31 protein-coding genes, 1 other RNA gene and 5 pseudogenes are annotated in these 25700 nt (G+C 59.4%); 16 read left to right on the forward strand and 21 right to left on the reverse strand.

Features of this window, described 5'->3' with window-relative positions; translation table 11 throughout:
• Positions 1 to 220 precede the first annotated feature (220 nt).
• Together JO965_RS33230 and rpsU (JO965_RS33235) are read right to left on the reverse strand one after the other, a co-directional pair.
• Positions 221 to 565, reverse strand: a complete 345-nt coding sequence (locus tag JO965_RS33230; RefSeq protein WP_203446290.1) for a hypothetical protein — start codon at positions 563 to 565, stop codon at positions 221 to 223.
• A 381-nt stretch (positions 566 to 946) separates the two neighbouring features.
• Positions 947 to 1178: pseudogene (gene rpsU / locus JO965_RS33235) on the reverse strand (30S ribosomal protein S21).
• A 351-nt stretch (positions 1179 to 1529) separates the two neighbouring features.
• Between rpsU (JO965_RS33235) and JO965_RS33240 the strand changes: the two are divergent.
• The 3 genes from JO965_RS33240 to JO965_RS33250 all read left to right on the forward strand — a co-directional run bounded on the left by JO965_RS33240 (position 1530) and on the right by JO965_RS33250 (position 3769).
• Positions 1530 to 1928 carry a hypothetical protein gene (locus JO965_RS33240; RefSeq protein WP_203446291.1) on the forward strand — a complete coding sequence of 133 codons (399 nt, stop codon included), beginning with the start codon at positions 1530 to 1532 and terminating at the stop codon, positions 1926 to 1928.
• Positions 1929 to 2569: 641 nt separating this feature from the next.
• Positions 2570 to 2955: a transfer-messenger RNA gene (ssrA, locus tag JO965_RS33245) on the forward strand.
• Between the two features lie 88 nt (positions 2956 to 3043).
• Positions 3044 to 3769 (forward strand): hypothetical protein, encoded by a 726-nt coding sequence (locus tag JO965_RS33250; protein ID WP_203446292.1) that lies wholly within the window; start codon positions 3044 to 3046, stop codon positions 3767 to 3769.
• A gap of 80 nt (positions 3770 to 3849) precedes the next feature.
• Here JO965_RS33250 and JO965_RS33255 read toward each other — a convergent pair whose 3' ends face one another.
• The 5 genes and pseudogenes from JO965_RS33255 to JO965_RS33275 all read right to left on the reverse strand — a co-directional run bounded on the left by JO965_RS33255 (position 3850) and on the right by JO965_RS33275 (position 5719).
• On the reverse strand, positions 3850 to 4569 hold the full coding sequence (locus JO965_RS33255; protein ID WP_203446293.1) for a 1-acyl-sn-glycerol-3-phosphate acyltransferase: 720 nt from the start codon (positions 4567 to 4569) through the stop codon (positions 3850 to 3852).
• Between the two features lie 24 nt (positions 4570 to 4593).
• Entirely contained in the window at positions 4594 to 4824 is a 231-nt protein-coding gene (locus JO965_RS33260) for a hypothetical protein (protein WP_203446294.1), read from the reverse strand.
• Between the two features lie 17 nt (positions 4825 to 4841).
• A complete protein-coding gene (locus JO965_RS33265; protein WP_203446295.1) occupies positions 4842 to 5105 on the reverse strand; it encodes a hypothetical protein in 264 nt (87 codons plus the stop codon).
• Between the two features lie 34 nt (positions 5106 to 5139).
• Positions 5140 to 5418 carry a translation initiation factor IF-1 gene (gene infA, locus JO965_RS33270; RefSeq protein ID WP_203446296.1) on the reverse strand — a complete coding sequence of 93 codons (279 nt, stop codon included), beginning with the start codon at positions 5416 to 5418 and terminating at the stop codon, positions 5140 to 5142.
• 92 nt (positions 5419 to 5510) lie between these two features.
• Positions 5511 to 5719, reverse strand: a pseudogene (locus JO965_RS33275) (cold-shock protein).
• A gap of 457 nt (positions 5720 to 6176) precedes the next feature.
• Here JO965_RS33275 and JO965_RS33280 point away from each other — a divergent pair.
• Positions 6177 to 6320 carry a hypothetical protein gene (locus tag JO965_RS33280; protein WP_203446297.1) on the forward strand — a complete coding sequence of 48 codons (144 nt, stop codon included), beginning with the start codon at positions 6177 to 6179 and terminating at the stop codon, positions 6318 to 6320.
• Between the two features lie 111 nt (positions 6321 to 6431).
• On the opposite strand, the gene rpsU (JO965_RS33285) is transcribed toward JO965_RS33280, so the two are convergent.
• The 8 genes and pseudogenes from rpsU (JO965_RS33285) to JO965_RS33315 all read right to left on the reverse strand — a co-directional run bounded on the left by rpsU (JO965_RS33285) (position 6432) and on the right by JO965_RS33315 (position 9520).
• Entirely contained in the window at positions 6432 to 6731 is a 300-nt protein-coding gene (rpsU, locus tag JO965_RS33285) for a 30S ribosomal protein S21 (RefSeq protein ID WP_203446298.1), read from the reverse strand.
• Between the two features lie 79 nt (positions 6732 to 6810).
• Positions 6811 to 6992, reverse strand: a pseudogene (locus JO965_RS48405) (hypothetical protein).
• A 70-nt stretch (positions 6993 to 7062) separates the two neighbouring features.
• Complete coding sequence (locus JO965_RS33290) at positions 7063 to 7419, reverse strand: DUF6481 family protein (RefSeq protein ID WP_203446299.1); 357 nt, start codon at positions 7417 to 7419, stop codon at positions 7063 to 7065.
• A 37-nt stretch (positions 7420 to 7456) separates the two neighbouring features.
• The gene (locus tag JO965_RS33295) at positions 7457 to 7657 is read right to left on the reverse strand and encodes a hypothetical protein (protein ID WP_203446300.1); all 201 of its coding nucleotides are present in this window, start codon (positions 7655 to 7657) and stop codon (positions 7457 to 7459) included.
• A 107-nt stretch (positions 7658 to 7764) separates the two neighbouring features.
• Entirely contained in the window at positions 7765 to 7974 is a 210-nt protein-coding gene (locus JO965_RS33300; protein ID WP_203446301.1) for a cold-shock protein, read from the reverse strand.
• A 345-nt stretch (positions 7975 to 8319) separates the two neighbouring features.
• Positions 8320 to 8547: a hypothetical protein gene (locus JO965_RS33305; RefSeq protein WP_203446302.1), complete on the reverse strand. Its 228-nt coding sequence runs from the start codon at positions 8545 to 8547 to the stop codon at positions 8320 to 8322.
• 111 nt (positions 8548 to 8658) lie between these two features.
• Entirely contained in the window at positions 8659 to 8868 is a 210-nt protein-coding gene (locus tag JO965_RS33310; protein WP_203446303.1) for a cold-shock protein, read from the reverse strand.
• 403 nt (positions 8869 to 9271) lie between these two features.
• Positions 9272 to 9520 carry a ParB N-terminal domain-containing protein gene (locus JO965_RS33315; protein ID WP_203446304.1) on the reverse strand — a complete coding sequence of 83 codons (249 nt, stop codon included), beginning with the start codon at positions 9518 to 9520 and terminating at the stop codon, positions 9272 to 9274.
• 392 nt (positions 9521 to 9912) lie between these two features.
• Between JO965_RS33315 and JO965_RS33320 the strand changes: the two genes are divergently transcribed.
• The 3 genes from JO965_RS33320 (at position 9913) to JO965_RS33330 (ending at position 12458) form a co-directional block, all read left to right on the forward strand.
• Positions 9913 to 10155, forward strand: coding sequence for a hypothetical protein (locus tag JO965_RS33320; RefSeq protein WP_203446305.1), 243 nt, complete (start codon positions 9913 to 9915; stop codon positions 10153 to 10155).
• Between the two features lie 1116 nt (positions 10156 to 11271).
• Positions 11272 to 11580 carry a hypothetical protein gene (locus JO965_RS33325; protein ID WP_203446306.1) on the forward strand — a complete coding sequence of 103 codons (309 nt, stop codon included), beginning with the start codon at positions 11272 to 11274 and terminating at the stop codon, positions 11578 to 11580.
• Between the two features lie 515 nt (positions 11581 to 12095).
• A complete protein-coding gene (locus JO965_RS33330) occupies positions 12096 to 12458 on the forward strand; it encodes a hypothetical protein (protein WP_203446307.1) in 363 nt (120 codons plus the stop codon).
• A 3-nt stretch (positions 12459 to 12461) separates the two neighbouring features.
• On the opposite strand, the pseudogene JO965_RS33335 reads toward JO965_RS33330, so the two are convergent.
• Positions 12462 to 12733, reverse strand: a pseudogene (locus tag JO965_RS33335) (SWIB/MDM2 domain-containing protein).
• Positions 12734 to 12813: 80 nt separating this feature from the next.
• Positions 12814 to 14223 (reverse strand): alpha,alpha-trehalose-phosphate synthase (UDP-forming), encoded by a 1410-nt coding sequence (otsA, locus tag JO965_RS33340; RefSeq protein WP_203446308.1) that lies wholly within the window; start codon positions 14221 to 14223, stop codon positions 12814 to 12816.
• A 728-nt stretch (positions 14224 to 14951) separates the two neighbouring features.
• Between otsA and JO965_RS33345 the strand changes: the two genes are divergently transcribed.
• Entirely contained in the window at positions 14952 to 15173 is a 222-nt protein-coding gene (locus JO965_RS33345) for a hypothetical protein (protein WP_203446309.1), read from the forward strand.
• 52 nt (positions 15174 to 15225) lie between these two features.
• On the opposite strand, the gene JO965_RS33350 is transcribed toward JO965_RS33345, so the two are convergent.
• Together JO965_RS33350 and JO965_RS33355 are read right to left on the reverse strand one after the other, a co-directional pair.
• Positions 15226 to 15489, reverse strand: coding sequence for a cold-shock protein (locus tag JO965_RS33350; RefSeq protein WP_203446310.1), 264 nt, complete (start codon positions 15487 to 15489; stop codon positions 15226 to 15228).
• Positions 15486 to 15779: a hypothetical protein gene (locus tag JO965_RS33355; protein WP_246777162.1), complete on the reverse strand. Its 294-nt coding sequence runs from the start codon at positions 15777 to 15779 to the stop codon at positions 15486 to 15488. Before JO965_RS33355 ends, JO965_RS33350 begins: the two co-directional genes overlap by 4 nt.
• 73 nt (positions 15780 to 15852) lie before the next feature.
• Between JO965_RS33355 and JO965_RS33360 the strand changes: the two genes are divergently transcribed.
• A complete protein-coding gene (locus tag JO965_RS33360) occupies positions 15853 to 16608 on the forward strand; it encodes a pyridoxal-phosphate dependent enzyme (protein ID WP_203446311.1) in 756 nt (251 codons plus the stop codon).
• Between the two features lie 219 nt (positions 16609 to 16827).
• Here JO965_RS33360 and JO965_RS33365 read toward each other — a convergent pair.
• Positions 16828 to 17214, reverse strand: a pseudogene (locus tag JO965_RS33365) (NAD-binding protein); the annotation flags it as partial.
• Positions 17215 to 17447: 233 nt separating this feature from the next.
• Between JO965_RS33365 and JO965_RS33370 the strand changes: the two are divergent.
• The 6 genes from JO965_RS33370 (at position 17448) to JO965_RS33395 (ending at position 23797) form a co-directional block, all read left to right on the forward strand.
• Positions 17448 to 19076: an ABC transporter substrate-binding protein gene (locus JO965_RS33370; protein WP_203446312.1), complete on the forward strand. Its 1629-nt coding sequence runs from the start codon at positions 17448 to 17450 to the stop codon at positions 19074 to 19076.
• Positions 19077 to 19188: 112 nt separating this feature from the next.
• Positions 19189 to 20187, forward strand: coding sequence for an ABC transporter ATP-binding protein (locus JO965_RS33375; RefSeq protein WP_203446313.1), 999 nt, complete (start codon positions 19189 to 19191; stop codon positions 20185 to 20187).
• Entirely contained in the window at positions 20184 to 21167 is a 984-nt protein-coding gene (locus tag JO965_RS33380) for an ABC transporter ATP-binding protein (protein WP_203446314.1), read from the forward strand. Before JO965_RS33375 ends, JO965_RS33380 begins: the two co-directional genes overlap by 4 nt.
• Positions 21168 to 21190: 23 nt before the next feature.
• Entirely contained in the window at positions 21191 to 22120 is a 930-nt protein-coding gene (locus JO965_RS33385) for an ABC transporter permease (protein WP_203446315.1), read from the forward strand.
• A gap of 12 nt (positions 22121 to 22132) precedes the next feature.
• Entirely contained in the window at positions 22133 to 23008 is an 876-nt protein-coding gene (locus tag JO965_RS33390; RefSeq protein WP_203446316.1) for an ABC transporter permease, read from the forward strand.
• Positions 23009 to 23053: 45 nt separating this feature from the next.
• The gene (locus JO965_RS33395) at positions 23054 to 23797 is read left to right on the forward strand and encodes a glycerophosphodiester phosphodiesterase family protein (protein WP_203446317.1); all 744 of its coding nucleotides are present in this window, start codon (positions 23054 to 23056) and stop codon (positions 23795 to 23797) included.
• Positions 23798 to 23831: 34 nt separating this feature from the next.
• On the opposite strand, the gene JO965_RS33400 is transcribed toward JO965_RS33395, so the two are convergent.
• Positions 23832 to 24601, reverse strand: a protein-coding gene (locus tag JO965_RS33400; protein ID WP_203446318.1) for an IS5 family transposase whose coding sequence is annotated in 2 segments (ribosomal slippage) — positions 23832 to 24280 and positions 24280 to 24601 — 771 coding nt in all. Because the reading frame shifts where the segments join, the coding sequence is not laid out codon by codon here.
• 114 nt (positions 24602 to 24715) lie between these two features.
• Here JO965_RS33400 and JO965_RS33405 point away from each other — a divergent pair.
• Positions 24716 to 25426 carry an HAD family phosphatase gene (locus tag JO965_RS33405; protein WP_203446319.1) on the forward strand — a complete coding sequence of 237 codons (711 nt, stop codon included), beginning with the start codon at positions 24716 to 24718 and terminating at the stop codon, positions 25424 to 25426.
• Positions 25427 to 25700: the final 274 nt, after the last annotated feature.

Raw genomic sequence — 25700 nt, forward strand, 5'->3', positions numbered from 1 at the left:
GGCCGAGGAGCCGCTTGTCGACGAATGTGACGTACTGTCCGCATCGATAAACGTGAGCCGGCATCAGCAGCGCCTTTCAAGGCAAATGCCTGGTTTCCGAGTGGGGCGCATCTCTGCTCACCTCATGAACAGCACAATGAACATGAGAAACGACAGGGCAGCGGCCAAGCTTAGGGTCGAGAACCAGATCCTCTGGTGTTCAGGCGGGACTGGAACGAGCCTAGACATGATGGCCTCCGATGTCTGGATGCTGGGGCCGGGGCACTAAGGCATCATCAAAACCAGGCGTCAGGTTCAGGTTGGCCGGCTCCAGACAGGATAGGGCATCAAGAAGCTGCTCACGGGATTGTCGGAAGGCTGACAGCGGCTGCGGTGTTCGGCAGAGTTCGTGCTCGCCAGCCATACGGATCTCGTGCCGATGACCGGACGCGATCTGATACTGCGGCTCGGCGGCCTCGGACTGGATGCAGGCGAGGACCGTGTAAGGAGCCTTCCAGGTGAAATGGGGATGGCGCTTCTCAGCGCATAGGACAATCTCTCCGACCGCAAACCGATGGACTTGCATGGCGTGCCTTCCGTGTTGGCTCGTGCAGGCCGCAATGCACGAGCAAAAGGCACCTTTGCGGTCGGTGACGGCTCGGTCGAATCTCGCAGGTAAGTACCTTCTGGTTCCGTTGAACCGGAGATTTGGGACTGACAATCTGCCGACTGTGGGTCCGATCCGAGAAAGCGAGCCTTATGGAGGCAAGGGAGAACTGTGAAATAGGTTCCGCAAAACTCATCGATTTCAGTAGGGAACGATGATAATGTACCGAGCCTGGCCTTAAATACTCTGCATATGGATCATTACGGCTGGCTCGGCAGGTCCGCTCACTCTCCGAGCCGGCAGGCCACTGCGCATGATCCCAGGCTCCCGGGTCCCTGCAAAGCAAAACCAAAGATTCGGCTACAGCGACGGCTTTGGTGCGGGTGCACCAGGACGAGCGAGCCCCGTGGGTCCGCGCCCGTGGCGGGCAGGGCGTTTTGGCGCCGCGATCAAACCTTCCCGGATTGCCTGCTTGCGTGCGAGCTTGCGCGCCCGGCGGACCGCTTCCGCTCTCTCGCGGATCTTTCGCTCAGATGGCTTTTCATAGAATTTCCGTGCTTTCATTTCACGGAAAACCCCCTACTCGCTGCATCTTCCTCTTGAGCGCTCGAAGGGTTTGGTCAACGTTGTTATCTCTGACGAAAACCTGCGAAGGATATCCGTTACTTCGAAGCTCTGATGGCTAAGCGCCCCGGATTTCGCCCTCCCGAACGGCTCGCTCGATAGCTCCCGACTTGATCCGATACCAAAGTTCCCCGGTCTGATCGGTAGGCATGAGCCGCACGACCTCATAAACATTACCGGAGCTTATCCGAGCATCGGAGAAGCCAGGCGCGTCCCTCCATTCCGGCGATAAGAATGCACCATCAAACCCCGGGGATCAAACATCTAATCTCGCCTTTATTTGTGGTCAGGATCTGTGTCGCTAGCTGAGAGGTCGCCTATGCTCGTGACCAAAGACGAAGTCGAAGTCATCGCTCAAACGCTCTACGACGCTCAGGACTGCGCGCGGGGCTGGGACCGAGAGCCGGAACGACTCAAGCAGCCATTCCGGCAGTGTGCCCAGGCTGTCATTGCGGCTGTCGATGAGACTGGAGGCCAGGCGGGGCCGTTGGGAATTCAGGCGCACCGCCTCGAAAGCTCGCGCAAGGCCACTGCTGTTGATCCAAGTGGATGCGGAGGAGAGCGCAGGAGAGCCGTCGACCAGTCCGAGGCCGTACAAGCCTGCTCTGTGGCCTGCCAGACCTCCGCCATGCTCGTGGCTCGTTCCCGGGAGCTGATCCGCTATAGCAAGGCACGGATTGCCCAGTCTGTTGCGCTGCTCCGAAGCCCGCACATCTAGCCGTGCTCGCTACCTCCGTCATGGCCCCTATTGGATTCCCTAAAGCGCCAGCCTTGAGGCAAGCCGAATTCCATTCTGCGGTTTATGCGAAATTCGTGGACGTGGTGGACGTGCGAACAGACCCGGATCTGATCCGTTGCCCTGTATCACCAGTTAAACCGTACCCGTAGGCACTGGTGGCCGAGAGAGACGTGCGCTCCCGCCTGCAAGGTTGAGGAGCGCCGTCATGTCGCGTTTTTTCTTTCATCTCAGAGGTGACCCTGAGGGCTATAAACAGGATGACACGGGAATGGACTGTCCCGATGTTGAAGCCGCCTACCTGGACGTTCCGGGCCGCCACGGACATGGCGCAGGAGAGGCTCGCCGAGGGCTGCAATCCCAGCTCCTATGCCTTCGAGATTGTGAATGCTGCGGGCGAGCTGGTTCTGGTGCTGCCCTTCTCCGAGGTGCTGGATCGTCAGGCAGGACGGCTCCGTCTCAAGCTGTCCAGAGCCGTCAGGACGGCCAAGGAGCGCGGCGCGCGGATGATCCAGGATGATCCAGCATGTTTGTCGCTGCTTCGGGAACCAATCTCGCTTGAGCCCACCAGCAGAGCGCGGGCCGCCGAATCGGGTTCATCGCTGAAAAGATCGTCTGCTTTAAGACTGGATATTGTGCCTTCGGGTGTCTATATCGCAGTTGTCAGGTTCGCCTGACTATGATCGTAGAGGCAGAGTGGAATAGGCGTTTAGGACGCGGGTTCGATTCCCGCCGCCTCCACCACAAGCACACCGGCCGTCCAGGGACTGCAAGACGGATGTTGGGCGACTGGCCTTTCGTTGAGGTCAGGCCGCCATCCCGGTGTGTTTGTGATGGGGGCGACATGGGTTCGACTGGGCGCGATAAAGGCTAGGTTGCGATTAGGCTGAGCTACGGCCTTAACAGTGCAAATTCATAAATGCCAACGACAACGTTGACATGGGTGCAGTGCGCCTCGCGGCGTAACCATCCGGGGCTCGGGACAGCCTAGCAACAGAAACGGCACCTTCGGGTGCCGTTCCCATTTCAAGCCTTTGGCCTTCTCAGCAACTGCCGATCACCTAACAGAAAGACAAGAACAAATGTCAGAGATTCAGATGGGCGGTTACATCCGCGTTCCCAAAGGGACCTGTGTCTACCCGACGGGTGATGGCGTTGAGGCTCCGTCCGCCCGCGATCAGGTGGTGAAAGTCACGAACATCTTCGATGTGGACGTCAAAAGCGACAACTTCTACCTGCTGCTTCCGGACGATATGCGGCTGCGGTACTTCGAAGCGAGTGGTGGCAAACGTCCCATTGATCAGGATATTCTCGAGTTCACCGATCGCCTCACAAAGGGCGATTATCGGGCGGTAGAATGGTCGAGAAAATGGGCATTGATCGCCGACGTTCAGCCTGCCGAGGCTCGTGCCCGCGCCAAGTCTGCAAAGAAAGGCGAGAAGACTGAGAAGAAGCCAGTCACCAAGCAGCAACAGATGGCGATCGGTTCCGTATGGCGCTTCACTCAGGATACAGAGCTTCGCTATAAGGTTCGTAACCCCGCATACGCTGCCATGCGTGGCGATATCGAAAGCAGCCTCCGTGAACTGCCTTCTCACGCTCGGACGCAGACCGTCAACGCGAAGCTGAACGAGCTTGGCATCATGGATCACACCGATGAATCCTGGGGGCAGGTGACAGCCGGCGAGACCTTTACGGTTCGTAGCAAGCTGACCCACGGCTTCGCCGGCGGGCAAGATGTACCAATGCTGTTCCGAGGCGAGAAGTTTACGCTGCCCTATGCCAGTCTTGAGCCCTTCATCGAGCTGGTCGCTGAACGATAAGCAACTACGAGCCGGGTCAGCCGACCGTTACGGCCGGCTGAGCATGGATCCGGCGAGACGCCGATCATCAGGTACTGGATTTAAGCGGCCTGAGGCCACGAGGATTTTGTCTCAGCCTCAAGAAGTTCCTCCGCCTTGCGCATGAACTCATGGCCGGCCAGACCTGGGGCAATCGGATCAAGATAAGAAACCGAGATTGTTCCCGCTCGTTTGTAGGGCCGGCCGGGTCCCCAGAAGTGTCCTGAATTCACAGCGACAGGTAGAACCGGTGTATCGAGCTTGGCGTATAGCAACTCAACTCCGCGCTTGAACTCGATCGGCTCGGAAACCGGCTTTCGCGTTCCCTCGGGAAAGATCAGCACGGAACGGCCCTGCGCCAGCGCCGCTTGGCACCCTTGCACCATCCTCCGGACAGCCTTCGAGCCGCTCTCCCGGTCGATCAGGATCATTGGCGACTTGCGCAGGAACCAGGAGAAGACAGGGATCGTCAGCAACTCCTGCTTCGCGACAATGGCGACATCCGGAAACAGGATCAGGAACGCGAGCGTCTCCCAGGTTGACTGGTGATTGGCGATGATCAGACAGGGTCTGTCAGGAATATTGTGTTGGCCCCGCTCGGCATAGGTCAGTCCAACGAGGCACTTCAGGCTGACGAGTATGCCGCGAGCCCACAACCGTGACGCCAGTCGAACGCCACGCTCCGGGGAGCCGCATAGCCAAAGGAGTGCCAGGACGGGTACGAAGAGGCCCGTCCAGATGGCCAGCAGAACGTCAAAGAGGGTAGAGCGGATACGCTGCACGATGGGTGGCTTCCTTGGAATGAATCAGCGGTCAACGGATGCCGACGCCCGCACGCCAAGTCCGGCGTCAACGGTGCGGATCTGGGACTCGCCCGCGGCGCGCCCCGTCCCGCTCGCGGTATTCCTGATTCTGTCGCTGAACTCGCCGTCTCTCTCGGGCATCAGACGAATGACTTCATAGATACCGCTTGTGCGGTCGGCAAGGTGCGTGCCAGCGGCATGAACCAACTGGCCAATCGAATACTTGTGGCTCATGGAAAAGCCTCCTCTCGTCAATTAAGGGACATCGACCGGGGAGTTGTATGGGCTATAATCGGCAGAACATGCTCAACCTCGGCATCAATCTGCTGATCGATGATTTCGGCCAGCACCATCGTATCGTCGTCGCTCATCGCGCTGGCCGGGTAGATCTGGAATTCGCTGTTGTTCTCGACGACGACAGCGTCGCGGTCGAACCGCAACACGCAGTTGATCTGACGCATGAGCCATTCCGGCACGCGGTCGCCGGCCTCGAACGTCCAAGTCTTTTCAAGCATCGTGATTTGTTCCTTGACGGTTCCGCTGCACACCTTACCGGCGGCGGAACTGCGGACGGCGCGGAGCTCCCGGACGGGGAGCGCCCGAACCGCTGTCCTTATGACGGAAGATGAGCCGGCCCTTGTCGAGATCATACGGCGACATCTCGACGGTGACGCGGTCGCCCGCGAGCGTCTTGATGCGGTTCTTCTTCATCTTGCCGGCCGTGTATGCGACGATCTCGTGACCGCTCTCGAGCTTCACGCGATAGCGCGCATCCGGCAGGATCTCGACGACCTCGCCTTCGAATGTAATGAGTTCTTCCTTAGCCATTGCAAAATCCTTTTGTAGAAAACAAAAAGCCGCTCCTCTGGAGCGGCTTTGCTCGGCGGCAATGGATGCCAGGCCGCCTCTTTCAACGAAAATTACGCCGTCTGGATGTTGTTGACGGCAACCTTGCCGGAGCGGCGATCCTCGGCGGTGTCGAAGGAAACCTTCTGCCTTCACGCAGACCGCGGATGCCGGCGCGCTCAAGAGCGGTGGCATGGACGAACACGTCCTTGCTGCCATCGTCCGGCTGGATGAAGCCGAAGCCTTTTTGATCGTTGTAGAACTTAGCCGTCCCCGTATTCATGTAAATATTCTTGGTTTGTAGGCGTAAGCGCACGTGAACGGAGGGCATGCAAGAAGCATGTCCCTGCATTCGGTTCGTCGATGTTTGGGAAGAGTGTCTGAACGTGCGCCTGGCAGTGCCAAGGCGTAACGGCCCGATTGTCCGGCCAAATGTCGATAAGCATTACCTAGTGCTCGGTTGCGGCAAATACAAGGCACACTGCCAGAAAAGAGATTGTTGGCCTTAGGATGGTTTTGGTCTTGCAAAAGACCAAGTCGTGGTCCATCTTGAATCAATCAACCGACGTGTTCGGCCTGCTCTCCCTTGCTCGTGATTGAGCGCCGAGCCCGCTTTCCGTTCCAATCGATTGCTACTCTCCCGTCTGCGCAAGCGGACTTACACGTCGTTGCTTTGCATTCGACGACTTCAACCACAAAAGGCTGCTTGGAACATGATCCGATGCGGCGACAGGAAATCTATGTCTACTTCAACGCAAACCCAGCTTCCGAAGCACAAACCGCAGCCGTCGAAAGACACCCAACAGATCAAGGCAGCCGCCAAACCACAACCGTCTGGCCTCTCGCGCGAGGAGATCCGTCACATCATCGAGATGATCGGCTAACGTCCAGGTTCGGCACTGACTACTGAGATGCTGAGATGCTAAGTGGCGCACGATACTCTGTGCGCCACTTGCAAAGCCTGGACCCGATACGAGGCTCTATCTCGGAACACGCTAAACCTTCGGCTCTGCTGTCGGGGTGGGGGAGCCGACGCCTGGAGCAGTCACGGGTCGACGCGGTCCAGCAAAACGAGGTTTGGGCTTGGGAGCAGCGATCAGTCCCTCCCGGATGGCCTGCTTACGGGCCAGTTTGCGGCTGCGCCGCACAGCCTCTGCCTTCTCGCGCGTCTTACGCTCGGAGGGCTTCTCGTAGGCTTTCCGTGCTTTCATTTCGCGAAAGATCCCTTCGCGCTGCATCTTCTTAAGCACCCTGAGTGCCTGATCGACATTGTTGTCGCGTACCAAGACCTGCAATGAATGTCCTCTCTGCTCGTTGCGTCCGGGCCGTCGCAGCATGTGACTGCTAGACGGTCAGCAATAGGCTTAAGAGATACTACGTGCTGCGAATTTCACTCTCGCGGACGGCTCTCTCAATCACGCCTGATTTGATGCGGTAGGACAGCTCGCCGGTCTGATCGGCCGGCTCAGCCCTACGACTTCGTAAACACCGGTTGAGGTCGTCTGGGCGTCAGAAAACCCGGGCTGCTTCAGCCGGACCTTGAACTTGTGAGCCATCGGTCAATCTCCTCGTTACTGAGTGAGTTGGATTGGGCGCAATCATCAGAATGCGACTTGGTAGGGGGCACTACTTCCATGCTTTGCGGGCCGCGTAACGGGCATCACGGGCGGCCTTGCGCTCGGCCTCCAGCCTGGCATCGTTCACTGCCTTTTCGGCAGCTGCGCGCTGCTCCTGCTCGGCGTGCTCTGCCGCACGGGCCTCACGCTCCGCGGCAAGGCGGGCGTTCTCCGCAAGGCGCTGGGCTTCCCGCTCAGCGATGCGAGCATCCCGCGCGGCGCTCACGGTTGCCCGAGCGGCCCGCCGTTCCGCAACCACTGGGTCATCAGAGCCGGGGCGCTGACGAAACTTAGCAGCCATTGCCTGCTTTGCGTCTCTGGCGGCACTCAGCCGTTCGCTAAAATCTTTCTGCTTCATTCCACTCATTGATCTCAATACGGATGCCTTATCTGACCCGTGTCGACTATCGGACACGCCTGATGCTGGTGATGGTGCCCTCCGGCAGGGCGCCTTGCTCTTGCTGGGCTCGGGCGATCAAGCCAATGGCCCGCGTGTCGCCCGCCTCGGCAGGATTGTCGACCCACAGGTAGGCCGTGCGACCATCGTCATAGTTCACCATGAACATGACGGACTTTGCAGGGGCAGTTTTTCGAAACGTGTTCATCGCTTCCTCACTCGTTGGACCATCGAACGATGGAGCTTCGCAAAGAAAAAGCCGCTCCACCCGGGAGCGGCTTCGGAGAGGCGCTTATGATATGCGCCAAATCATCCTTAGGCCTTCTGGATGTTGTTGACGGCGACCTTGCCGCTGCGGCGATCCTCGGCCGTGTCGAAGAAGACCTTCTGACCTTCGACGAGGTTGCGCATGCCGGCGCGCTCAAGGGCAGTGGCGTGGACGAATACGTCCTTGCTGCCATCGTCCGGCTGGATGAAACCGAAGCCCTTCATGTCGTTGTAGAATTTCACAGTGCCCATGATCATGGGAATAACCTTTCGCGGTTGTTGCAGATGCACATGAGTGAAGGCACGCGAAACGTGACCTCAACTCGGTTCGTCGATGGTTTGGAGAGAGCGTCTGAACGTGCGCCTGGCAGTGCCAACAGCGAAACGGCCCGATTGTCCGGCCAAAGTCGATAATGAAGATATAGGGGCCAATCCGTTTTTTACAAGAGACCGCTCGGAAATTGAGGCAGAATCGGGCCGCCTGACAAGATTTTCTTTCACAACTCACTAAGAAATATTCTGCTGAGAGTTCGAAATCGGACGATCTCACCAGAAATGACTATGATCACGAGTCGAAATTCCTGTGCGGAAGCATAGTTCACGCTAGGTGGGTGAATGCGTAATCTTCTTGATCGGAATGCGGGACCGGCCGGCTTTCTCGGCAATGGCGTTGTCCTGCTCTTCAATCGCCTTGCGGGCGGGCTCATCGCCGTCGAGACCGCCCAGAAGAGAGCGGGGAACACGCCGGTTCGAGCTACGAGAGCCATCTTCGTAGAGAACGTCGAAGAGGGTATAGCCGCTCTCAACGGGCTTTGACTTCTTGCGGGCCAACGTTCGTATCCTTTTCTTGGCGCGACGCACCAGAAAGCTGCATCAGCAAAAAACGCAGAGGCCGCCCATCAGGGGCAGCCTCGATTGCAAAACAGGTGATCAAGGGCTTGATCAGGCCGTCTTCAGGTTCCCAGCCGACTCCTTGCCGGTGCGGCGGTCAGACTCAACCTCATAGGAGACCTTCTGTCCCTCAACCAAGCCGCGCAGGCCGGCGCGCTCCAGGGCCGATGCGTGGACGAAGACGTCCTTGCCGCCGCTGTCAGGCTGGATGAAGCCATAGCCCTTTGTTTCATTGTACCACTTCACCGTGCCGGTCGCCATGGCGAGTTCCTTTCGCTGCTCATGATAAGGTTAGGCCAAGATGCATCAGCGCCTTGGCTTGATAAGGATCGATGCTTGGGGAGGTCGTCCGTGCAGGTGCACGGTCAAGCGCAGCAGCTCAGTCGTTGGCCAATCTCGATATCCGGACGATAGATTGGCTCTTTGGCCTTTACAAGGTTCTGCCAGAGCAGGGCTGATGGGCGCCGGTGCACATAGGATGGATCATGCAACCCATCTCCCTACAGGCGATCTCTCATCTCCCGCTGCCTCTCAACCTCTCCAGGATCGAAGCGACGAGCCCCTCGCAAGAGGCCACAGCCCCGGTTCGGCGCGATCAGCCTCTGACCCGATTGGCTCCCTCCAAGGCCTGTAACCGAGCTGTTCCAGCCCCGCACGGCGCGGATCAATGTTTCCGCGCCTGAACCAAGTAGGCAGGGATGGTTGTCTCACCGAGTGCCTTGCAGGCTTCCAATCGATGGAGGCCCTCGACTAGAACAAAGCGCTTGCCATCAGGCCGCACAAGAATGGGGACGTCCTGTCCCTTCTCCATGATGCTCTCTGCAACGGCTTCGACTTTCTTGGGATCAAGCGTTTGCCGCCGCTGCACGGGCACATAGATGTCTTGGATTGCGAGCGTCTGCTTCTTCATCATCTCGGCTGCTCAGTCCCTGTCATGGTCGATCGAAGTTTATCCAGCACAGGGTGGCTTGCCTAGGAATAAGCCCTATGAATAAGCCCGATCACGATGCGTTCTCGAATGAAGCCAGCTTAGTCGTCGGTGGAGATGGCCGCACTGGACCTTCTCAACCTGAGACACATCCATGAGCAACCTTAAAGCTTCGGGAGGATTTTCTTCCGGTTTCTATCCCCTTCATGGGCGCTGACATCGCTCAGGCACTGTCCTCCCGTGGCTGGGCCTGTGGCATCAGCCTCGCGTGGCTCTCCACAGAGGGGGTCTCACGGCCTCCGTTGAGACTTCGCTTGACAAGCGACTTCTCGAGGCAAGACAAATGTCATTATTCTGCGTCAAGCGGAGAAGTTACCATGGACGTGGTGGTGACACTGGCCGAGCTCAAACCAACAGGGACCTGGACGTTGAGCGATCGACTGGGGCGGCCCCTCGGGATAATTAGCGAAGTCTCTCCGGCGCTATTCGCCATCGATGCAAACGGCAGTTCCGGGCTGTCGGGGATGGGGACTGCCAACTTCCTGTCTCTCAATGACGCAATGACAGCCATCGCACGTCACATGAAGGGCGAGTGTCAGCTGTCCAGCAGCGACAAATAGCGCGCTGGGACTTAGATCGCTCGCTCAACCCGTCTCATGCCCCAGCACCTGGGTTGCGATCAATTCCATGCCCCTGGCCATTCTGAGATGCCGCTCATACAGCGCAGTCGCGAGGCCATCACGCAGCATCGGGAAACACGTGCTCTGAATTCGGAGATCAGGGCTTTCGCACAGGGCATCCTCCCACCATGAGGTAGCGCTCGCTTCTCCGGTGCCTGCTCGTCGAAAGATGAGGGCATGCCTCAGGAGCGTCGAACACCTCGACCTTGTCGATAGATCTGCTTGGCGAGAGCGCTCGCGTCTTCTCGGGCTTTGACTGCGAGCTCCCGTCTGATGTCACTGAGGCAGCCAAGCGTCCGCTGACACTCAGAACAGCGGACAATCGAGTGGTCATGAGGCTTCGGGGACACGACTGCCCGCATCGATCCACAGCCAGGGCAAAGGTAGCCCAGCTCAACTCCGCCCTTGATCAATGAAGCACCCCCTGTGTTCAAGCCGTTGCTGTCGAAACGAAGCCTATCGTCGGCAGTTATGATGTCAAAACGGGGGCCTCTTCGGAAGAATAGGAGCAATCATGGCAGATCGAAAGCCAAAGCCACACTGGGCAGAGCACAAGGAAGCGGTGTGGCTATCCTGGAAGAGCCACCACATCCCCTCTGGCACGCTGTTGCAGGGTAGGTTGATGTTGGCGGCTGTGCGCTCCGCCATCTTTATGGTTTCCCAAGGGCCGCACAATCCGATCTCTTGAGCATTCTAGCGGCGGGTGGATGCACTTCTCGTTCGTGCGCAGACCGTCGGCACTGGGTAATTTGAGCGTCGTAGACTATTGATCCTGTGAAGCGAACTGAGTGCCTGAACGACGGCCCAGGCGATCGCTTAAGTCATATCTATCCCATCAGCTCTACGCTCTGGTTGAATTTATCCCATACCCTCGGATGTGGCCTCGCATCTTCGGGATTGGCTTCTCATTTCTTCTGAGGCGAGGTTACCCAACCGTCACTCCTCCAAATAGCACTGGCACTTACGACCGATTGCTGCGAACGCTAGCCTGTTGTCGATGATACGAGGTCTTCTGAACCTGCTGACGCAGTCCCATCGGCTGAGGGTTCAGGTGGCATGAACCGCAGGAGTTCTCGCGACAAGGACACCGAACGGAAGGAGGCCTTCGCTGTGAGCCCCGCAACCTCAGAGAACATCGCGCTCCATATTGTCCGTCATCTCGTGCGTGGCTTGGGCAAGGCCGAAGGGCAGGGGATCTCGATGCAGAGCCTCAGGCACTGGTGGACGGTGAGCCTGGGCCAGCGCAGCGACGATTTCAAGCTCGGCCTCGACTATGCCGCCACCTGTCACTGGATCGAGCATCGACCGGATAACATCATCGTGTTGACTGGCCAGGGCGCTGAAAAGGGTAGCGCAACTCGCTGAAAGGCGTCTCAGGAGCACGAAGACGCGGGGGCCCAGGGCGGCAGGGCTATCGCACAGGCCTTTGCCTTGTCAGCTATGCGCGCCTGAAAGCGATAGGGGCTGCCGTCTCCTCAGGACCCGGGATGGCGCAGGGCGAGCGGCGCTGACCCTCCCGATGTCTAGGGTGGTTGGACGCGAAGGGCCGGCCCTGAGACACTCGGAGGGCTGAGCGGCGCCTGTACCGGAGAAGGTGACCTTCGGCGCTCCTCCCTAAGTCTGTTCCAGGGCACCGCACCACGCGCATCAACGCTCTCAATCCTCGCGCACCCGCAGAAGGACTGAGGACCGGCGGGATCTTGGATCCGTCCACGCCTGCACTCGAGGCACTGCGCGTGGCGCCAAGGAGCACAATTGCCCGACTTCCGATTGATCCCAGAGCAGCGTTCCAGATCAGGCAGGATTGTCTCCCGAGCCGGGAAAAAGTTGCTAAGATGCTGGCAGCGCGTCAGCGATATTTCTCGGAAGGAGCCGAGACGATGTTGCGCCAGCTTCTCGTGAAAGCTCAGGCTGTCGGACTCGCCGCTGGATTGTCTGCGTTCCCCGTGTTCGCAGCCGAGATGATTGAGGCCATCGGTGCGGTGAGATGCGGAGACCTTCAGAAACCCTATGCCGTCGAGTTTTTGGCGCCGGAAGATGCCGATGTCCAGGCGAGCGCTAAGAGGATGGTCAAGGGGAGCGAAGACATCAACAGCGCTCCACCCGCTCTCTCGCTCGATGGCAAGCGGTGCTCGGACGGGCGCTGTGCCTTTCGCGCCGCCAAGGGACAGCTCTATAAGCTGGCCAGCAACAGCCCGGGCCCGCCGTTGGGCAGGCTGAGCATCTCCGTCACCCGACCATGAGCGTCATTTCAGGTGCTGGGCAAGGTGCTTGTTCATCTCGAACATGCTGACCTTGTTCTTGCCCCGAACACCGCCTGAAGCTTCTCGTCCGCCATGATCTCACGCTTGTTCTGCGGGTTCTGGAGCTTATGCTTCTTGATGTACTCCCAGACCTTGCTCACCATCTCCGGACGCGGCAGGGGAGCCGAGCCCACAATGGCAGCCAGTTCCGGCGAGGGCTGCAACGGCTTCATCAAAGCTGCATTCGGCTTCCGAGCTTCTTGAGACCCTGACATTGTGCAACTCCGTTGTTCCGCCCACTTGCCATTTGCAAGGGTCGTATTGGCCTGCGCGTCGATGATCTTGGACATTGATCCTAGACCGGCGCTGGGCTCCGCGTCTTGCTGGCTTTCCTCTGGCTCGCGAGCTCGGTCAGGAAGGCATCGGTCCACCAGGAGATGTCATAGCGCCGGAGCACATCCATCATCCGCCGCCAGCGGGCGATCCGCTCGGACCGTTCCATGTGGAGGGCCACGCTGATCGCCTCAGCCACCTCGAACTTGTCGTTGGGGTTGACGATCAGCGCGCCGCCGAGTTGCTCGGCAGCGCCGGCGAACTTGGACAGCACCAGCACGCCGGGATCCTCCGGATCCTGCGCGGCCACATATTCCTTGGCCACAAGATTCATGCCGTCGCGCATCGGCGTGACGAGGCCTACCCGTGCGATCCGGTAGAGACCCGCCAGCACGCCGCGGGGATAGGCGCTCGTCACGTAGTGGATCGGCACCCAGCCGGGTTCGCCGTGCGCTCCGTTGATCCGTCCGAGGGTCTCGCTCACGGTCCGGCTGAGCGAGGCATATTCGGGGACCTCGCTGCGGCTCGTCGGCGCGATTTGAAGATAGGTCACGCGGCCGCGCTGATCGGGGTTGCTGATGAGAAAGCGCTCAAAGGATTCCATCCGCTCGGGGATTCCCTTCGAGTAGTCAAGGCGGTCGATTCCGATGATAAGGCTGCGCGAGCCGAGGCTGGCGACGGTCTGCTGGATCAAGCGATGCCTGGCGGGTCGGCATGCTGCCTGCTCGAAGCTACTCACGTCGATGGCAATGGGAAAATCCTTGACCCGTGTCTGGCGACCGCCGAGGACAATCACATCAGCTGTGCGCTGGGTAGCATCGAACTCCTGGATAATGCCGCGCCGGAGGTTGTCTGCATCCCGCTCGGTCTGCACGCCGACGAGATCGTACTCCGTGATCGCGCGCAGCAAGTCCTGGCTTCCGGGCAGCGTTCCGATGACCTCCGGAGCCGGCCAGGGGATGTGATGGAAATAGCCGATCCGATTGGCCAGGCCTAGCACCCGCAGCTCGGCCGCCAAGGGGATCAGATGGTAGTCGTGCACCCAGATGAGATCGTCTGCCTGGATCAGTCGTGCCAGCGCACGGGCGAAGGTCCGGTTGACCCGCAGGTATCCAGCGTAGTCCGCCCGGGAGAATTCCGACAGCCCAATCCGGTAATGCATCACGGGCCAGAGGGCCCGGTTGGCGAAGCCGCTGTAATATTCCTGGCGATCGGTGGCGGTCAGGTCCATCAGGGCGTAGCGGACATGGCCCTTATCGGTCATCTTGGGCTCGGTGGAGGGATGGGCGGAAACCTTACCGCTCCAGCCGAACCATAAACCTTCCTGACGCTGAAAAGCTTCGCGAAGGGCAACCGCCAAGCCGCCGGCGGAGCTCTTGCCAGAAGCATCGGGGATTGCGACCCGATTGGACACGACGACGAGGCGGGGCAAAAAGCTCTCCGGACTGTTCCGAGATAGGCACCATGACGATACTCCATCCCAAATAGGGCAATCCTGCGTGATAACAGCCTCAGCGACCCGATCGTGTTCTACGGCGCCGGAGCATCCGGGCCCGTATGGGGCAAGCGGGGGCTCGCACACCGCCGGTTCCAGCCCCGTTCGATTGAGCACGGTGACACCTCCACGGCCTTGGCAGATCAACCCTGCCGTTTGTAACACGTGTAAGACGGCGCCAGCAGTTGAGCGCCAGACCCTTGCAGTAGAGCTTTGGCCAGGCATCGGGCGACGTGACCCTGAGCGGACCATCGCGTGGCGCCGCATTCTATAATGTCTCGTTATTCGCAACTCAGCGTTGATTCCTTTATCGTGCGAGGGACATGATCAGGAGCGGTTTCCTGAACCCTGCGCTCTTCCTCCGCCAGCGCCTCCAGATGCATGGCAGTCTCAAGAAGCTGGCGGCGGGCGTCATTGATCGAGATCTGACGGGCGAGGTCCCGGACCTCCTGAGTCTGCTGCCGATACTCGGCGGCCTTATCATGGTGTGGGGAATACAAGGCTGCTCCTGGTGGCAGAGCAACGAGACCATTAACGCACCTCAAAAGCCTAACGTTCGCCACCTCACAAGGCGTAGAATAGCTCCATCACCAGCCGTTCCGAACCCGTAGGCGCTGGTGACTGAGAGACGCGCGCTCCCGCCTACAAGGCCGAGGAGCGCTGCCATGGTCGACCGGCAGCAGGAACGTGAACACCTGATCCTGGCGGATCAGCATCTCGCTGCGGGCAAACGGCGGATCGCCAAGCAGATCATCCTGATCCAGAACATGACCCAGCGGGGCCAGGACACGACTGAAGCCAAGAAATTGCTTCAGAACTTCGAGGACACCCTTGAGATCTGGTACGTCCATCGAGGGCTGATCCGAGACGCTATCGGCCGAGGCTGAGCCGCTCGTCAGAAAAGGGATTTTGCGAATTACGCGCGCAGACTTGGGGCACTCAGGTCCTAGGCTTACGCAGGATCGGTTCGTTCTCTCCCAGTCTGGCGGTGCTGGGATCAACCTCAAGTACCTCGGCAACCCGCTGCTTGCCACGATCCATCTCGACCCTGACCCGTTCCGTGGTACCCCGCGGTAGCCAGACATAGCCAGCCTCTTTGAGCACCGACATGTGCAGGAAGGCGTCGCCATGACCGCCCTCCAGCGCCACGAAGCCAAATTGTTTGGTCTGATCGAACCACGCCACCGTTCCTGTGATTGTCAATCCGGCGCACTCCCGGCCTCTTTGGATGGGTATTCCACGACCAAGGAGAGTGCGGCCCGGATCACGACTTGTCCCGCTCCGTCCCTCACACTGACGATGAAGGTGCGTTGATCACCATCCGGGAGCTCGTCCCACGCCATCTGTGGCAACTCCTCTTGGGCGATGATTTTAGCCGCCTCGATGTCCTCCAGTTCCTGGCCCTGCTCATCGGAGACAAAGCGTTCGCCGTCGTAAGTGTCGAAGAAGAAGCGGGGCACGGGTACTCCGGCGCTGTAAAGGGTGCCTGTCAACGTCCATCGCCTTGGTCGCGGTTCCATAGGGCAAATGATGAGGCCTCGCTTGAACGAAACTGGATCGCATCCATTGTCCCTGTATACCGGCCGATCCGAACCTGTAGGCAACCTTCTGCTCAACAAGGTGATGGGGATCGAGGTCCATTGCTTCCCGCGCAAGCCGGGCGAGTCGCAGGAGAAGGTCTGGGACCAGACGCTCTATCCGGCGGTCGAGGTTCGCAAGACCCAGCTCGAGGCTGACGGGCACAAGGTGCTAATCGCAGCGGCCGGCGCGATTCACCCCTCCGGCCTTGCGGCCCATCTCCTGACCTACAAGGAGATCAGCGAGCAGAGCCATGCGCTTGGGTTCACGCCGGACTACCTGTACCACACGACCGGCACCGGTGGGGTCCTGCCCGCGTTCGTCGCCGGCAAGCTGCTGACGGGCGGCTCGCCGCGCATCAGGTCGATCGCCATCAGCTCATATCGTCCCGACAACTACATCCATCACGGCATCATCGTCGAGCGCGTCAAGGCCATCCACGGCAGTCTCGGACAGGTCCCTCCGACCGAGGATGCCATCGTGGCGGAGATGGACATCGACCAACGGTTCATCGGCCCAGATTATGCGGTTCCATCGGTCGAAGGAACAGCAGCGATCAGGGAGCTCGCCGCGAGCGACGCCGTCTTCCTCGGTCCGGTCTGTACCGCCAAGGGCTTTGCAGGACTGCTCACCCACATCCGCGAGGGCAAGGTTTCGGTCGGAAGCAAAGTTGTCTTCCTCCACACTGGGGACACCAGCAACCTGTTCGAGGATCCGCGCATCACCGGGATAATCTCAGCCTGAAGCAGTACGGAATTCATCGGGGAGTCCAGATGACCGAAGGGCCGCTTATGGCACGAGGCGGAAGTAGACCGCATGTCCGCTTGGCGCGCGAATACCGGATGTTCGTGAAGGGCAGGGGAATCTCAGAGTCTGGCCCGAAGCAGACATCCAGACGGGGCGTCAACCAGCAAAAGCGCAAAGAGAAAGCTTCCCTCAACAGAGCTTGAACGGTGATGTCGGTCATTTGTTGCCATTCAAGGTAAAGTAAGAACGGATCACCTGACTATCGTCTGCGGCTCCGTCTCCGCGTCCGGAAGCGGCAAGGAACATCTGAAGAGCTGCCGAAGCCAAAGGAAGTGCCGCTTTCGTGTCGCGGCCGGTATCAAGAACGATCCCGAGACCCTAGACGAAAATGTCGACTGCGCTCGTCACCTCGGGCTCTGCCTCGAGCATGCGCGGTCCACGATCCTTCAGCATCCAGCTCGAGGCGGCTGACCCACTCATGATCTCGAGCAGGATCTTGAGATCGACGCCAACCTTGGTGGCCAGCGCAAAAGCTTCCGCGACCACGGCGATATGCACGCCGCAGAGGAGCTGAGTGTCGGTTTTGACCATGGCACCGCTGCCGTGAGCGTGCATATCGCGACCTTCGCACCAATCCCTCCTTCTCGATAGAGTCGCGCAGTAAGCGCAAGCGTCATCAAACCATCACGAAAACATCATCCAACCTTTGCACATTCCCAATATGGCCTGAACCATCGCAACTGGGTGGCGTCGTTTCGTACCTCCAGCTGCCTTTTTGAGTCGCGTCTAAGACGTGCGATCGGCTCATGCTTGACTGCTTAGCCAAGGGGAATTGAATGTTGAAGATGAACCGCCGTCAGGCGCTTGGACTTCTCGGTGCAACCGGCGGCACCCTGATCCTACCGCGCTTTGCCATCGGGCAGAGCGCACGTCCTTCAATCACCATTGCGGTGCAGAAAATCACCATCAACGGCACCCTCGACGTCTGGTACGAACAGTCCAACGTCGGTGAGCGCGTGTTCTTCCCGAACCTTTGGGAGGGCTTGATTCTGCGGAACTGGATGGGCAATCAGGGTCCGGTTCCTGGACTTGCCACGGAATGGAAGCGTCTCGACGACAAGACCGTCGAACTCAAGTTGCGCCAGGGCGTCAAGTTCCACAACGGCGATGAGATGACCGCCGATGACGTGGTGTTCTCCTTCTCCGCGGAGCGGATGTTCGCGAACACGCAGCCCGACGGCGGCAAGACCATCTATGAGGAAAACTACAAGCCCAAGACCGATAAGGAGCTTCCCGCTTCCGTCCCCGGCGTCGCCCGCCGCATATGGCCGGCCCTGCGCGGCGTTGAGGCTGTCGATAAATACACGGTTCGGTTCCACAATACGTCACCCGACGTGACGCTGGAAGGGCGTCTGTTCGCCTTCGGCAGTCAGATCACCAGCCGACGCGCCTGGCACGATGCCAAGTCCTATACGGAGTGGGCGCGCAAACCCATCACCACCGGCCCCTACAAAGTCATCGAGTACAAGCCCGACGTCTCGCTCGTGCTGGAGGCTCACGACGACTACTGGGGTGGCCGTCCGCCGCTGCAGCAGATCCGCTTCGTCGAGGTGCCGGAAGTATCTTCGCGCGTCAACGGCCTACTCTCGGGAGAGTACGACTTCGCCTGTGACCTTCCGCCGGACCAGGTCGGGGCTGTGGAGAAGGCCAGCGGTTTCGAAGTGCAGGGTTCTCCCATCCTAAACCACCGCATCTCGACCTTCAACAAGTACCATCCGGCCCTGGAGAATCCGCTGGTCCGTCGTGCCATGACCCACGCGATCGACCGTCAGGCGATCGTCGAAGCTCTGTGGGCCGGCAAGACCAATATCCCGAAGGGACTTCAGTTCGAGTTCTACGGCGACATGTTCGCTAATGGCTGGGGCGTGCCGACCTATGATCCGAAGCTCGCGCAGACTCTGCTGAAGGAAGCCGGCTACAAGAGCGATCCGATCCCCTTCCGCGTGCTGAACAACTACTACACCAACCAGGTCCCCAATGCGCAGATCATGGTTGAGATGTGGAAGCAGGTCGGTCTGAACGTTGAAATTCAGATGAAGGAAAACTGGGCCCAGATCCATGACGCCTCTGCGCCGCGTGGCGTGCGCGACTGGTCGGCCGGTGCAGCTTTCAACGATCCAGTTGCAACGATTGTCAACCAGTTCGGGCCGAACGGCGAGGTTCAGCAGAAGAAGGACTGGACCAACGAAGAGGCCAACAGGATGGCTGAGATCATCCAGAAGTCGACGGATCGCGCAGCCCGTAAGAAGGCCTTCGCCCGTATGCTGGAGATCTGCGAACGCGAGGATCCCGCCTACCAGATCATTCATCAGAACGCGGTGTTCACGGGCGTGAAGTCGTCCCTGAAGTGGAAGGCTGCTCCGGCCTTCGCGATGGATTTCCGCAAAGAGAACTGGTCCCTCTGAGTTGACTGGCCCCGGCAACCGTCATTGCCGGGGCCAGGCTCCATGCCGTCCTGCCGTGTGAACCTTGAGCCGCATGACCCAATGCGGCTCATCAAACAACAAAAGGTCTGCCATGTCCCTCATCAAGATACGTGACTTGCGGGTCGCCTTTGACGGCATTCAGGTCCTCCACGGCATCGATCTCGATGTCGCGAAGGGAGAATCCGTCGGACTGGTCGGAGAATCCGGATGCGGTAAATCCGTGACTTGGCTCGCAGCCCTCGGGTTGCTGCCGGGCAGGGCCCGCGTCATGGGTTCGGTGGCGATCGATGGACAGGAGCTTTGCGGAGCCACCCGCTCGACCTTGGAGGGTATTCGAGGGGGGCGCATCGCCATGATCTTTCAGGATCCCTCGTCTTCCTTGAATCCCGTTGTCCGCGTGGGACGCCAGATCACCGAGGCGCTCCGCATTCACCGCGGGCTGGAGGGCGACGCCGCTCGCAACGAAGCCATCCGCCTGATAGACATGGTGGGCATTCCCGATGCCCGAGGCCGGTTCGACGCCTATCCGCATGAATTCTCAGGCGGTCAGTGTCAGCGCCTGATGATCGCCATGGCGCTCGCTGGAGAGCCGGAGCTGTTGATTGCTGACGAACCGACGACGGCATTGGACGCCACTATTCAGGCGCAGATTCTCGACCTCCTAGGTACAATACGAGCTGAAACCGGCATGGCCATGGTGTTCATTTCCCATGATCTCGGTGCCGTCAGCCAAGTTTGCGAGCGGATCTGTGTCATGTATGCCGGCCGCATCGTCGAGGAAGGATCGATCGGAATCCTCTTTGACAATCCACGCCATCCCTATACGCGTGGGCTGTTCGACGCCATTCCCCAACTCGATGGCGGGCGCGAAAGGCTCATCCCGATCCATGGCACCGTACCGGATCCGAAGAACTTGCCGCAGGGTTGTGCCTTCTCCCCTCGCTGTCCTCGGGCGACGGGTTTTTGCCGTGACAAGCTGCCCGTTTTGAAGCTTCAGCCGGATGGTCGCCAACTCTCCTGCTTTCACCCGGTGTCCGGAAGTGGTCAGCGTCTGCAGGTCCCCGATTGTCGCGAGAGTGTCGCGGCATGACGGTTCTCCTGGAAGCCAAGCACCTCTTGCGGGTCTATGAAGCCCGACACGGGCTTTGGTCAAAGCCCACTCCCGTGCGCGCCGTCGACGGTGTCAGCCTGAAGGTTTCGGCAGGCGAAACGCTGGGAATTGTTGGAGAGAGCGGCTCCGGAAAATCCACCCTCGGCCGAGTGCTCTTAGGGATCGATCCCGCGACTGGAGGGCAGGTGCTGTTCGATGGAAAGCCGATGCCGGCTCTGGGGACGCTCGCCTGGCGTAGGCTCCGGGCACAGATGCAACTGGTCTTTCAAGATCCATTGGCCGCCCTCGATCGCCGCTTGCCGATTGCCGAGCAGATTGGCGAGCCTCTCGTGATCCATGGCCTCGTCGCCAAAGGGGACGTGACGGAGCGCGCGTTGGAACTGATGGCTGCTGTCGGGCTCCGACGCGATCAGGCAGGACGCTATCCCCATAAGCTTTCCGGCGGTCAGCGCCAGCGCGTCATCATCGCTCGCGCTCTCGCAACTGAACCGAGACTGCTGGTGTGTGATGAACCGGTCTCGGCTCTCGACGTCTCCATTCAGGCCCAGGTGGTGAACCTGCTGCGCGATTTGCAGGAAAAGCATGGCATCGCCATGGTGTTCATCAGCCATGACCTGAAGGTCGTGCGGAATATCGCGGACCGTGTGGCCGTGATGTACCTGGGTCGGATCGTCGAGGAGGCCTCCTCCGACGAAATCTTCGCCAGGCCGCTGCACCCCTATACACGAGCGCTGGTTTCGTCGGTGCCGATCCCTGGACGGAAACTCGAAGGTCGCATCATCTTGCAGGGCGAACCGCCTAATCCGGCCAAGCGACCAACCGGATGCGCATTCCACCCGCGCTGCCCAATGGCTCAAGCTTCCTGCCGAAGCTCCGTTCCCGCGCTCAAGATGCTTGAGGGCAAGCGCATGGCGGCCTGTCATCTCCTCGATCCGTCTGAGGTTCCCCTTATGGCGTGAGCTTCGCCTAAGGAAATTGTCTCATGCTTTCGTTCATTCTTTCACGCCTGCTGCGCGCTTCGATGACCGTGCTGCTGGTCATGACCTTTGCCTTTTGCGTATTGCGCCTCTCCGGTGATCCGGCCCAGATTCTGCTCGGACCTGATGCTCCGCAGGAGGCAATCGACGCGTTCCGAGAGCGTTGGGGACTGAATGACCCCATCATCGTGCAGTATTGGGCGTATCTGAAATCACTCATGTCGCTCGATTTCGGCGTTTCGATGCGCGATAAGTCGCCGGCGCTGCAGCTGGTTTTGGAACGCATCCCTACGACGCTTCAGTTGACGATTCCGGCATTGCTTCTGAAGCTCGGCATCGGCATTCCGGCCGGCGTCTACGCGGCGCTCCATCGGGAAAGCATCGCCGATCGTGGTGTGATTATGCTGGCCGTGTTCGGCTTTACCATGCCGTCATTTGTGATCGGGTTGCTGCTCGTGCTGATCTTCTCGGTGACGCTCGGCTGGCTGCCATCCGGCGGTCAGGACAGCTGGCTTCATGGAATCCTGCCGACCCTGACCATGAGCATCGGCGGCATCGGCATTCTGGCGAGGTTCTCCCGTTCCGCCATGATCGAAGTCCTGGGCCAGCCCTATATCCGGACCGCTTCCGCCAAAGGTGTCAACTGGCGCGATGTGGTCTGGAAACATGCCCTTCCCAATGCCTCGGTGCCGATCGTCACCATTGTCGGCTTCATGATCGGATCTCTGATCGCCGGGGCCGTGGTCGTCGAGACGATATTTGCCTGGCCCGGCATTGGACGATTGCTGGTCGTATCGGTCTCCAACCGTGATCTCGCCGTCGTGCAATGCCTGCTTCTGCTGATTGCCGGCACGATGGTCCTGGCCAATCTCGCAGTGGATATTCTGTATGGCTGGCTGGATCCTCGCCTGCGCAGCAAATCGGGCGCACATTAAGGAGATGCGACCATGACCGACTTCGTCGCAAATGCAGCAGCTCATGTTGCGCGTCCAGGGTTTCTGCCTCGTATCCGGAACAAGGTGCCCCTTCTCGTCGTCGGCGGCCTTCTTTGGCTCGTTCTGATGATCCTGATCGCTATCTTGACTGATTGGATGCGGCCTTACCCCATCACGAAAATGGATCTTTCAGCCCGGTTGGCTGCCCCAGGCACACCGGGCCATTGGCTGGGGACGGATGAACTCGGGCGAGATGTTCTCTCCCGCTTGCTGCAATCCATTCGGGTTTCACTCGTCATCGCGTTTGGAGCTACGTTGCTGTCAGCAGTGTTCGGCACGACCTTGGGATTTCTGGCCTCACGGTTCCGCGGCATCGTGGAGCATGTGGTTCTGACACTGGCGGACTTTCAGGCTGCCCTGCCATTCATGATCCTGTCTCTTTCCGTGTTGGCCTTCTTCGGGTCGTCGATGACGCTTCTGGTCTGCCTGATGGGCTTCTATGGATGGGAGCGATATGCCCGCATCGCGCGTGGACTTGCCATTTCGGCGGGCGCCCAGGGTTATGCCGCCGCGGTCGTTCAACTCGGCGCCACGCCCGCGCGGGTCTATCTCAAGCACATCCTGCCGAACGTGGCCTCAACGCTGATCGTTTCGATGACCCTGACCTTTCCAGAGATCATCCTGATGGAAAGCGGTCTTTCCTTCTTGGGCCTCGGCGTGCAGCCGCCGGAGACTTCGCTGGGCAACATGGTGGGTTTCGGCCGTGAGTATCTCACACGGGCGCCCTGGATCATGCTGGTCCCAGCACTCGTCATCATGCTGACGACGCTTTCGATCTCTCTGGTAGGCGACTGGCTGCGCGACAGGCTCGATCCGACCATGCGCTGAGTTTTCTTCAGCGACAGTTGAACCCTTCAAAAGGAATACTGAACGATGACAATGATTATCGGCCATCGTGGGGCGCGTAATATCTGGGCGGAGAACTCGCTCACCGGGTTCCGCAATGTGCTGGAACTTGGTGTAAAAGCGGTAGAGTTGGATCTGCATCTCAGTAATGCGGGGGAAGTTCTGGTCATTCATGATGCCACTCTGGACCGAGCGACCGATCGAAATGGCCCTGTCAGAGCCCTGAGCCCCGATGCGCGCAGAGCGGCGCGGCTGAGAGGTCCAGAAGGCCTGACGGAAGATCATGTTCCCATTCTTGAAGAGGTGCTTGAGGTTCTTGCCGCTCATGACGTGCAACTGCATGTCGAGATCAAGCACGACGAGAACGGACGACCTTATCCTGGTCTTGCCGAGAAAGCTGCGGACATGCTCCGCCACTACAAGCTTGCGGATCGCGCTTGGTTGACCTGCTTCGATATGACGGTTCTAGAAACGTGCGGTCAGGAGGCGCCAGAGATCAGGCGTCTCGTATCGGTCAATGCCGATTGGGCCGACAGGGCAGGCGGGGTGGAGGCGTTCCTGACTAAGGCGAGGCCGCTGGTCGATATCATCGCCGTTCATCACGAGTTGATGGCGGCTGAATGGAGTCGGATCGTTGCCATGCATCCCAAGGAAAAGCTGTGCGTCTGGATCGTCAATGACGAGCAGGGATTGCGGCACTGGCTTGACAAAGGGCTCGGTTATCTGACGACGGATAGCCCTGATCTGGCTTTAAGAGTGCAGGCTGCTTAGTCGGCAGAGGTCGAAACCAACCTGCTAGGGCCTGTTAGGTCTTGAGCCAGTCGAGCGCAGCGGCGAGGCAGAGCACGCCCATGAACGATGAGGCCGTCTTCTCGTAGCGGGTTGCAACAGCGCGCCACTCCTTGAGCCGGGCCCAGAGCCGCTCGACAAGATTTCGATTGGTATAGATCCAGTCTGGACAAGCGACCGGCGCCTCATGCCTCTGCGGTGGAATGGCCGGCTTGGCTCCCATGCGCCAGACATGCTCGCGAAAGGCATGGCTGGTGTAGCCGCGATCCGCCACAACCCAGGTCGGCACGCCTGGTAGCTGCTCCAGCAGCGGAAGGGCGTGCGGCAGCTCGTGCGCTTGGCCGGGCGCGATCCGAAATGCGACGGCGCGTCCAAGACCGTCGGCGATCACGCAAGCCTTGGTGCCATAGCCGCCACGAGAGCGGCCAAGTGCTTCACGATCGTCTCGCTCAGCTTGAGAGCCCCTTTTCGGCGCGCTCCGGCCGCCTTCTGATGCGCCCGCACGCTGGTGCCGTCCAGAAAGGTCATGCCAAGCTGGATCCCATGGTTCTGCACCAGATGGAGCAGGCGCTCCCAGACACCCAACCGCGCCCAGCGGATGAAGGTCTGAGCGGCTCGCCACCAGGGGCCCAGTTCAGCTGGCACAGAGCGCCACTTCGCGCCGTTCTCATGACGCCACAAGATCGCCTCAAGCGTGCGGCGCAGATCCTGCGGCGGGGTTTTGCCCTTGGGACGGCACTGCTCCACCAGTGGCCCTAGCATCGCCCATTGTGCATCCGTCAGCATAGCTCCTCCTCAAACAGGACGAGCAAAACGCTTCCAAACAAAATGAGTTCAAGCCCTAACAGGCCCTAAAAGGTTTCCAGACGAATACTTCACATCTGCAATGAGGCTTATTGAATGTCTCAACTTGATTTATTGATATTCGATTGTGACGGCGTTCTGATTGACAGCGAACTGCTCGCCTCGCGTGTCCTGGCGGAGTTCATCTATCGCGTAACGGGTATTGACATCAGCTCGCGCGAGGCATTGATCGCATTTACCGGCTCTAGTGCGGACGATACGCAAAGGATCATGCGCGAGCGTTACGGCATCAATAATCCGGCTGCGGTATTGGCCGACTATGACGCACACCTTTTTCCTCAATTCCACCGCCACTTGACGGAGATGGCCGGCATCCCGCAGGTGCTCGATGCTCTTCATATTCGTAAATGCGTTGCCTCCAACAGCCGATTGGAGCGGCTCGTCAACAGTCTAGGCATCCTGCCGATCTGGCGGCACTTCGCGCCGCATGTCTATGGCGCCGACATGGTGGCTTGCGGCAAGCCGGCTCCCGACCTTCCGCTCCTGTGCCTTGAGCGCTGCGGCGTAGATCCGGAGCGTGCCTTGTTCATTGATGATAGCCCTCACGGGATCATGGCGGCCAAAACGGCCGGGGTACGGGCAGTCGGATTCATCGCGCCGAACGACCCGCGCGCCGGGCGCGCAGACGTTCTTCTGAGTGCAGGTGCAGATTATATCGCCTGTGGCGCCGGCGAATTGTACGACATCATTCTCGACCTGCACCTGCATGAGGAAAGCTTCACCTTCGAGAAGGAGGCAGACAGGTGATGTCGGAATGCCTCTTGAGAAAGGCGGTAGGTCCGCATCTTGCGTTGCTACGGCTGCATGGCCCGTAGCGTTGATCGGATACCGGTCGAATGCGGAGCCAACATTGCCGAATGTCATGTACGTTTCGTGCAAGCTTCATCCTGCCGTCACGCACTTCTCTTACGGCAGGACGACAATGACCAAAAGGTGCGGGCAGCGGGAAAGCATGGAAGCTTGATCCGCTTCATCGAAATCGTCTCGGGCCGCTGCCTCGGCCTACGCCTCAAAGGAGTTT

Origin of the sequence: Microvirga sp. VF16 (assembly GCF_016864375.1) — a bacterium.
In the GTDB taxonomy this organism is placed as follows: Bacteria; Pseudomonadota; Alphaproteobacteria; order Rhizobiales; family Beijerinckiaceae; genus Microvirga.

Bases quoted from the DNA above. Each gene is read 5' to 3' on its own strand.
- JO965_RS33230 (WP_203446290.1), bottom strand. From the start codon at position 565: ATGCAAGTCCATCGGTTTGCGGTCGGAGAGATTGTCCTATGCGCTGAG.
- JO965_RS33290 (WP_203446299.1), bottom strand. From the start codon at position 7,419: ATGAGTGGAATGAAGCAGAAAGATTTTAGCGAACGGCTGAGTGCCGCC.
- JO965_RS33310 (WP_203446303.1), bottom strand. From the start codon at position 8,868: ATGGCGACCGGCACGGTGAAGTGGTACAATGAAACAAAGGGCTATGGC.
- JO965_RS33370 (WP_203446312.1), top strand. From the start codon at position 17,448: ATGTTGAAGATGAACCGCCGTCAGGCGCTTGGACTTCTCGGTGCAACC.
- JO965_RS33330 (WP_203446307.1), top strand. From the start codon at position 12,096: ATGTTGCGCCAGCTTCTCGTGAAAGCTCAGGCTGTCGGACTCGCCGCT.
- JO965_RS33385 (WP_203446315.1), top strand. From the start codon at position 21,191: ATGCTTTCGTTCATTCTTTCACGCCTGCTGCGCGCTTCGATGACCGTG.
- JO965_RS33395 (WP_203446317.1), top strand. From the start codon at position 23,054: ATGACAATGATTATCGGCCATCGTGGGGCGCGTAATATCTGGGCGGAG.
- JO965_RS33260 (WP_203446294.1), bottom strand. From the start codon at position 4,824: ATGAGCCACAAGTATTCGATTGGCCAGTTGGTTCATGCCGCTGGCACG.
- JO965_RS33405 (WP_203446319.1), top strand. From the start codon at position 24,716: ATGTCTCAACTTGATTTATTGATATTCGATTGTGACGGCGTTCTGATT.
- JO965_RS33375 (WP_203446313.1), top strand. From the start codon at position 19,189: ATGTCCCTCATCAAGATACGTGACTTGCGGGTCGCCTTTGACGGCATT.
- JO965_RS33315 (WP_203446304.1), bottom strand. From the start codon at position 9,520: ATGATGAAGAAGCAGACGCTCGCAATCCAAGACATCTATGTGCCCGTG.
- JO965_RS33280 (WP_203446297.1), top strand. From the start codon at position 6,177: ATGTCTACTTCAACGCAAACCCAGCTTCCGAAGCACAAACCGCAGCCG.
- JO965_RS33240 (WP_203446291.1), top strand. From the start codon at position 1,530: ATGCTCGTGACCAAAGACGAAGTCGAAGTCATCGCTCAAACGCTCTAC.
- JO965_RS33250 (WP_203446292.1), top strand. From the start codon at position 3,044: ATGGGCGGTTACATCCGCGTTCCCAAAGGGACCTGTGTCTACCCGACG.
- JO965_RS33390 (WP_203446316.1), top strand. From the start codon at position 22,133: ATGACCGACTTCGTCGCAAATGCAGCAGCTCATGTTGCGCGTCCAGGG.
- JO965_RS33300 (WP_203446301.1), bottom strand. From the start codon at position 7,974: ATGATCATGGGCACTGTGAAATTCTACAACGACATGAAGGGCTTCGGT.
- JO965_RS33320 (WP_203446305.1), top strand. From the start codon at position 9,913: ATGGACGTGGTGGTGACACTGGCCGAGCTCAAACCAACAGGGACCTGG.
- JO965_RS33325 (WP_203446306.1), top strand. From the start codon at position 11,272: ATGAACCGCAGGAGTTCTCGCGACAAGGACACCGAACGGAAGGAGGCC.
- infA (WP_203446296.1), bottom strand. From the start codon at position 5,418: ATGGCTAAGGAAGAACTCATTACATTCGAAGGCGAGGTCGTCGAGATC.
- JO965_RS33380 (WP_203446314.1), top strand. From the start codon at position 20,184: ATGACGGTTCTCCTGGAAGCCAAGCACCTCTTGCGGGTCTATGAAGCC.
- JO965_RS33295 (WP_203446300.1), bottom strand. From the start codon at position 7,657: ATGAACACGTTTCGAAAAACTGCCCCTGCAAAGTCCGTCATGTTCATG.
- JO965_RS33265 (WP_203446295.1), bottom strand. From the start codon at position 5,105: ATGCTTGAAAAGACTTGGACGTTCGAGGCCGGCGACCGCGTGCCGGAA.
- JO965_RS33345 (WP_203446309.1), top strand. From the start codon at position 14,952: ATGGTCGACCGGCAGCAGGAACGTGAACACCTGATCCTGGCGGATCAG.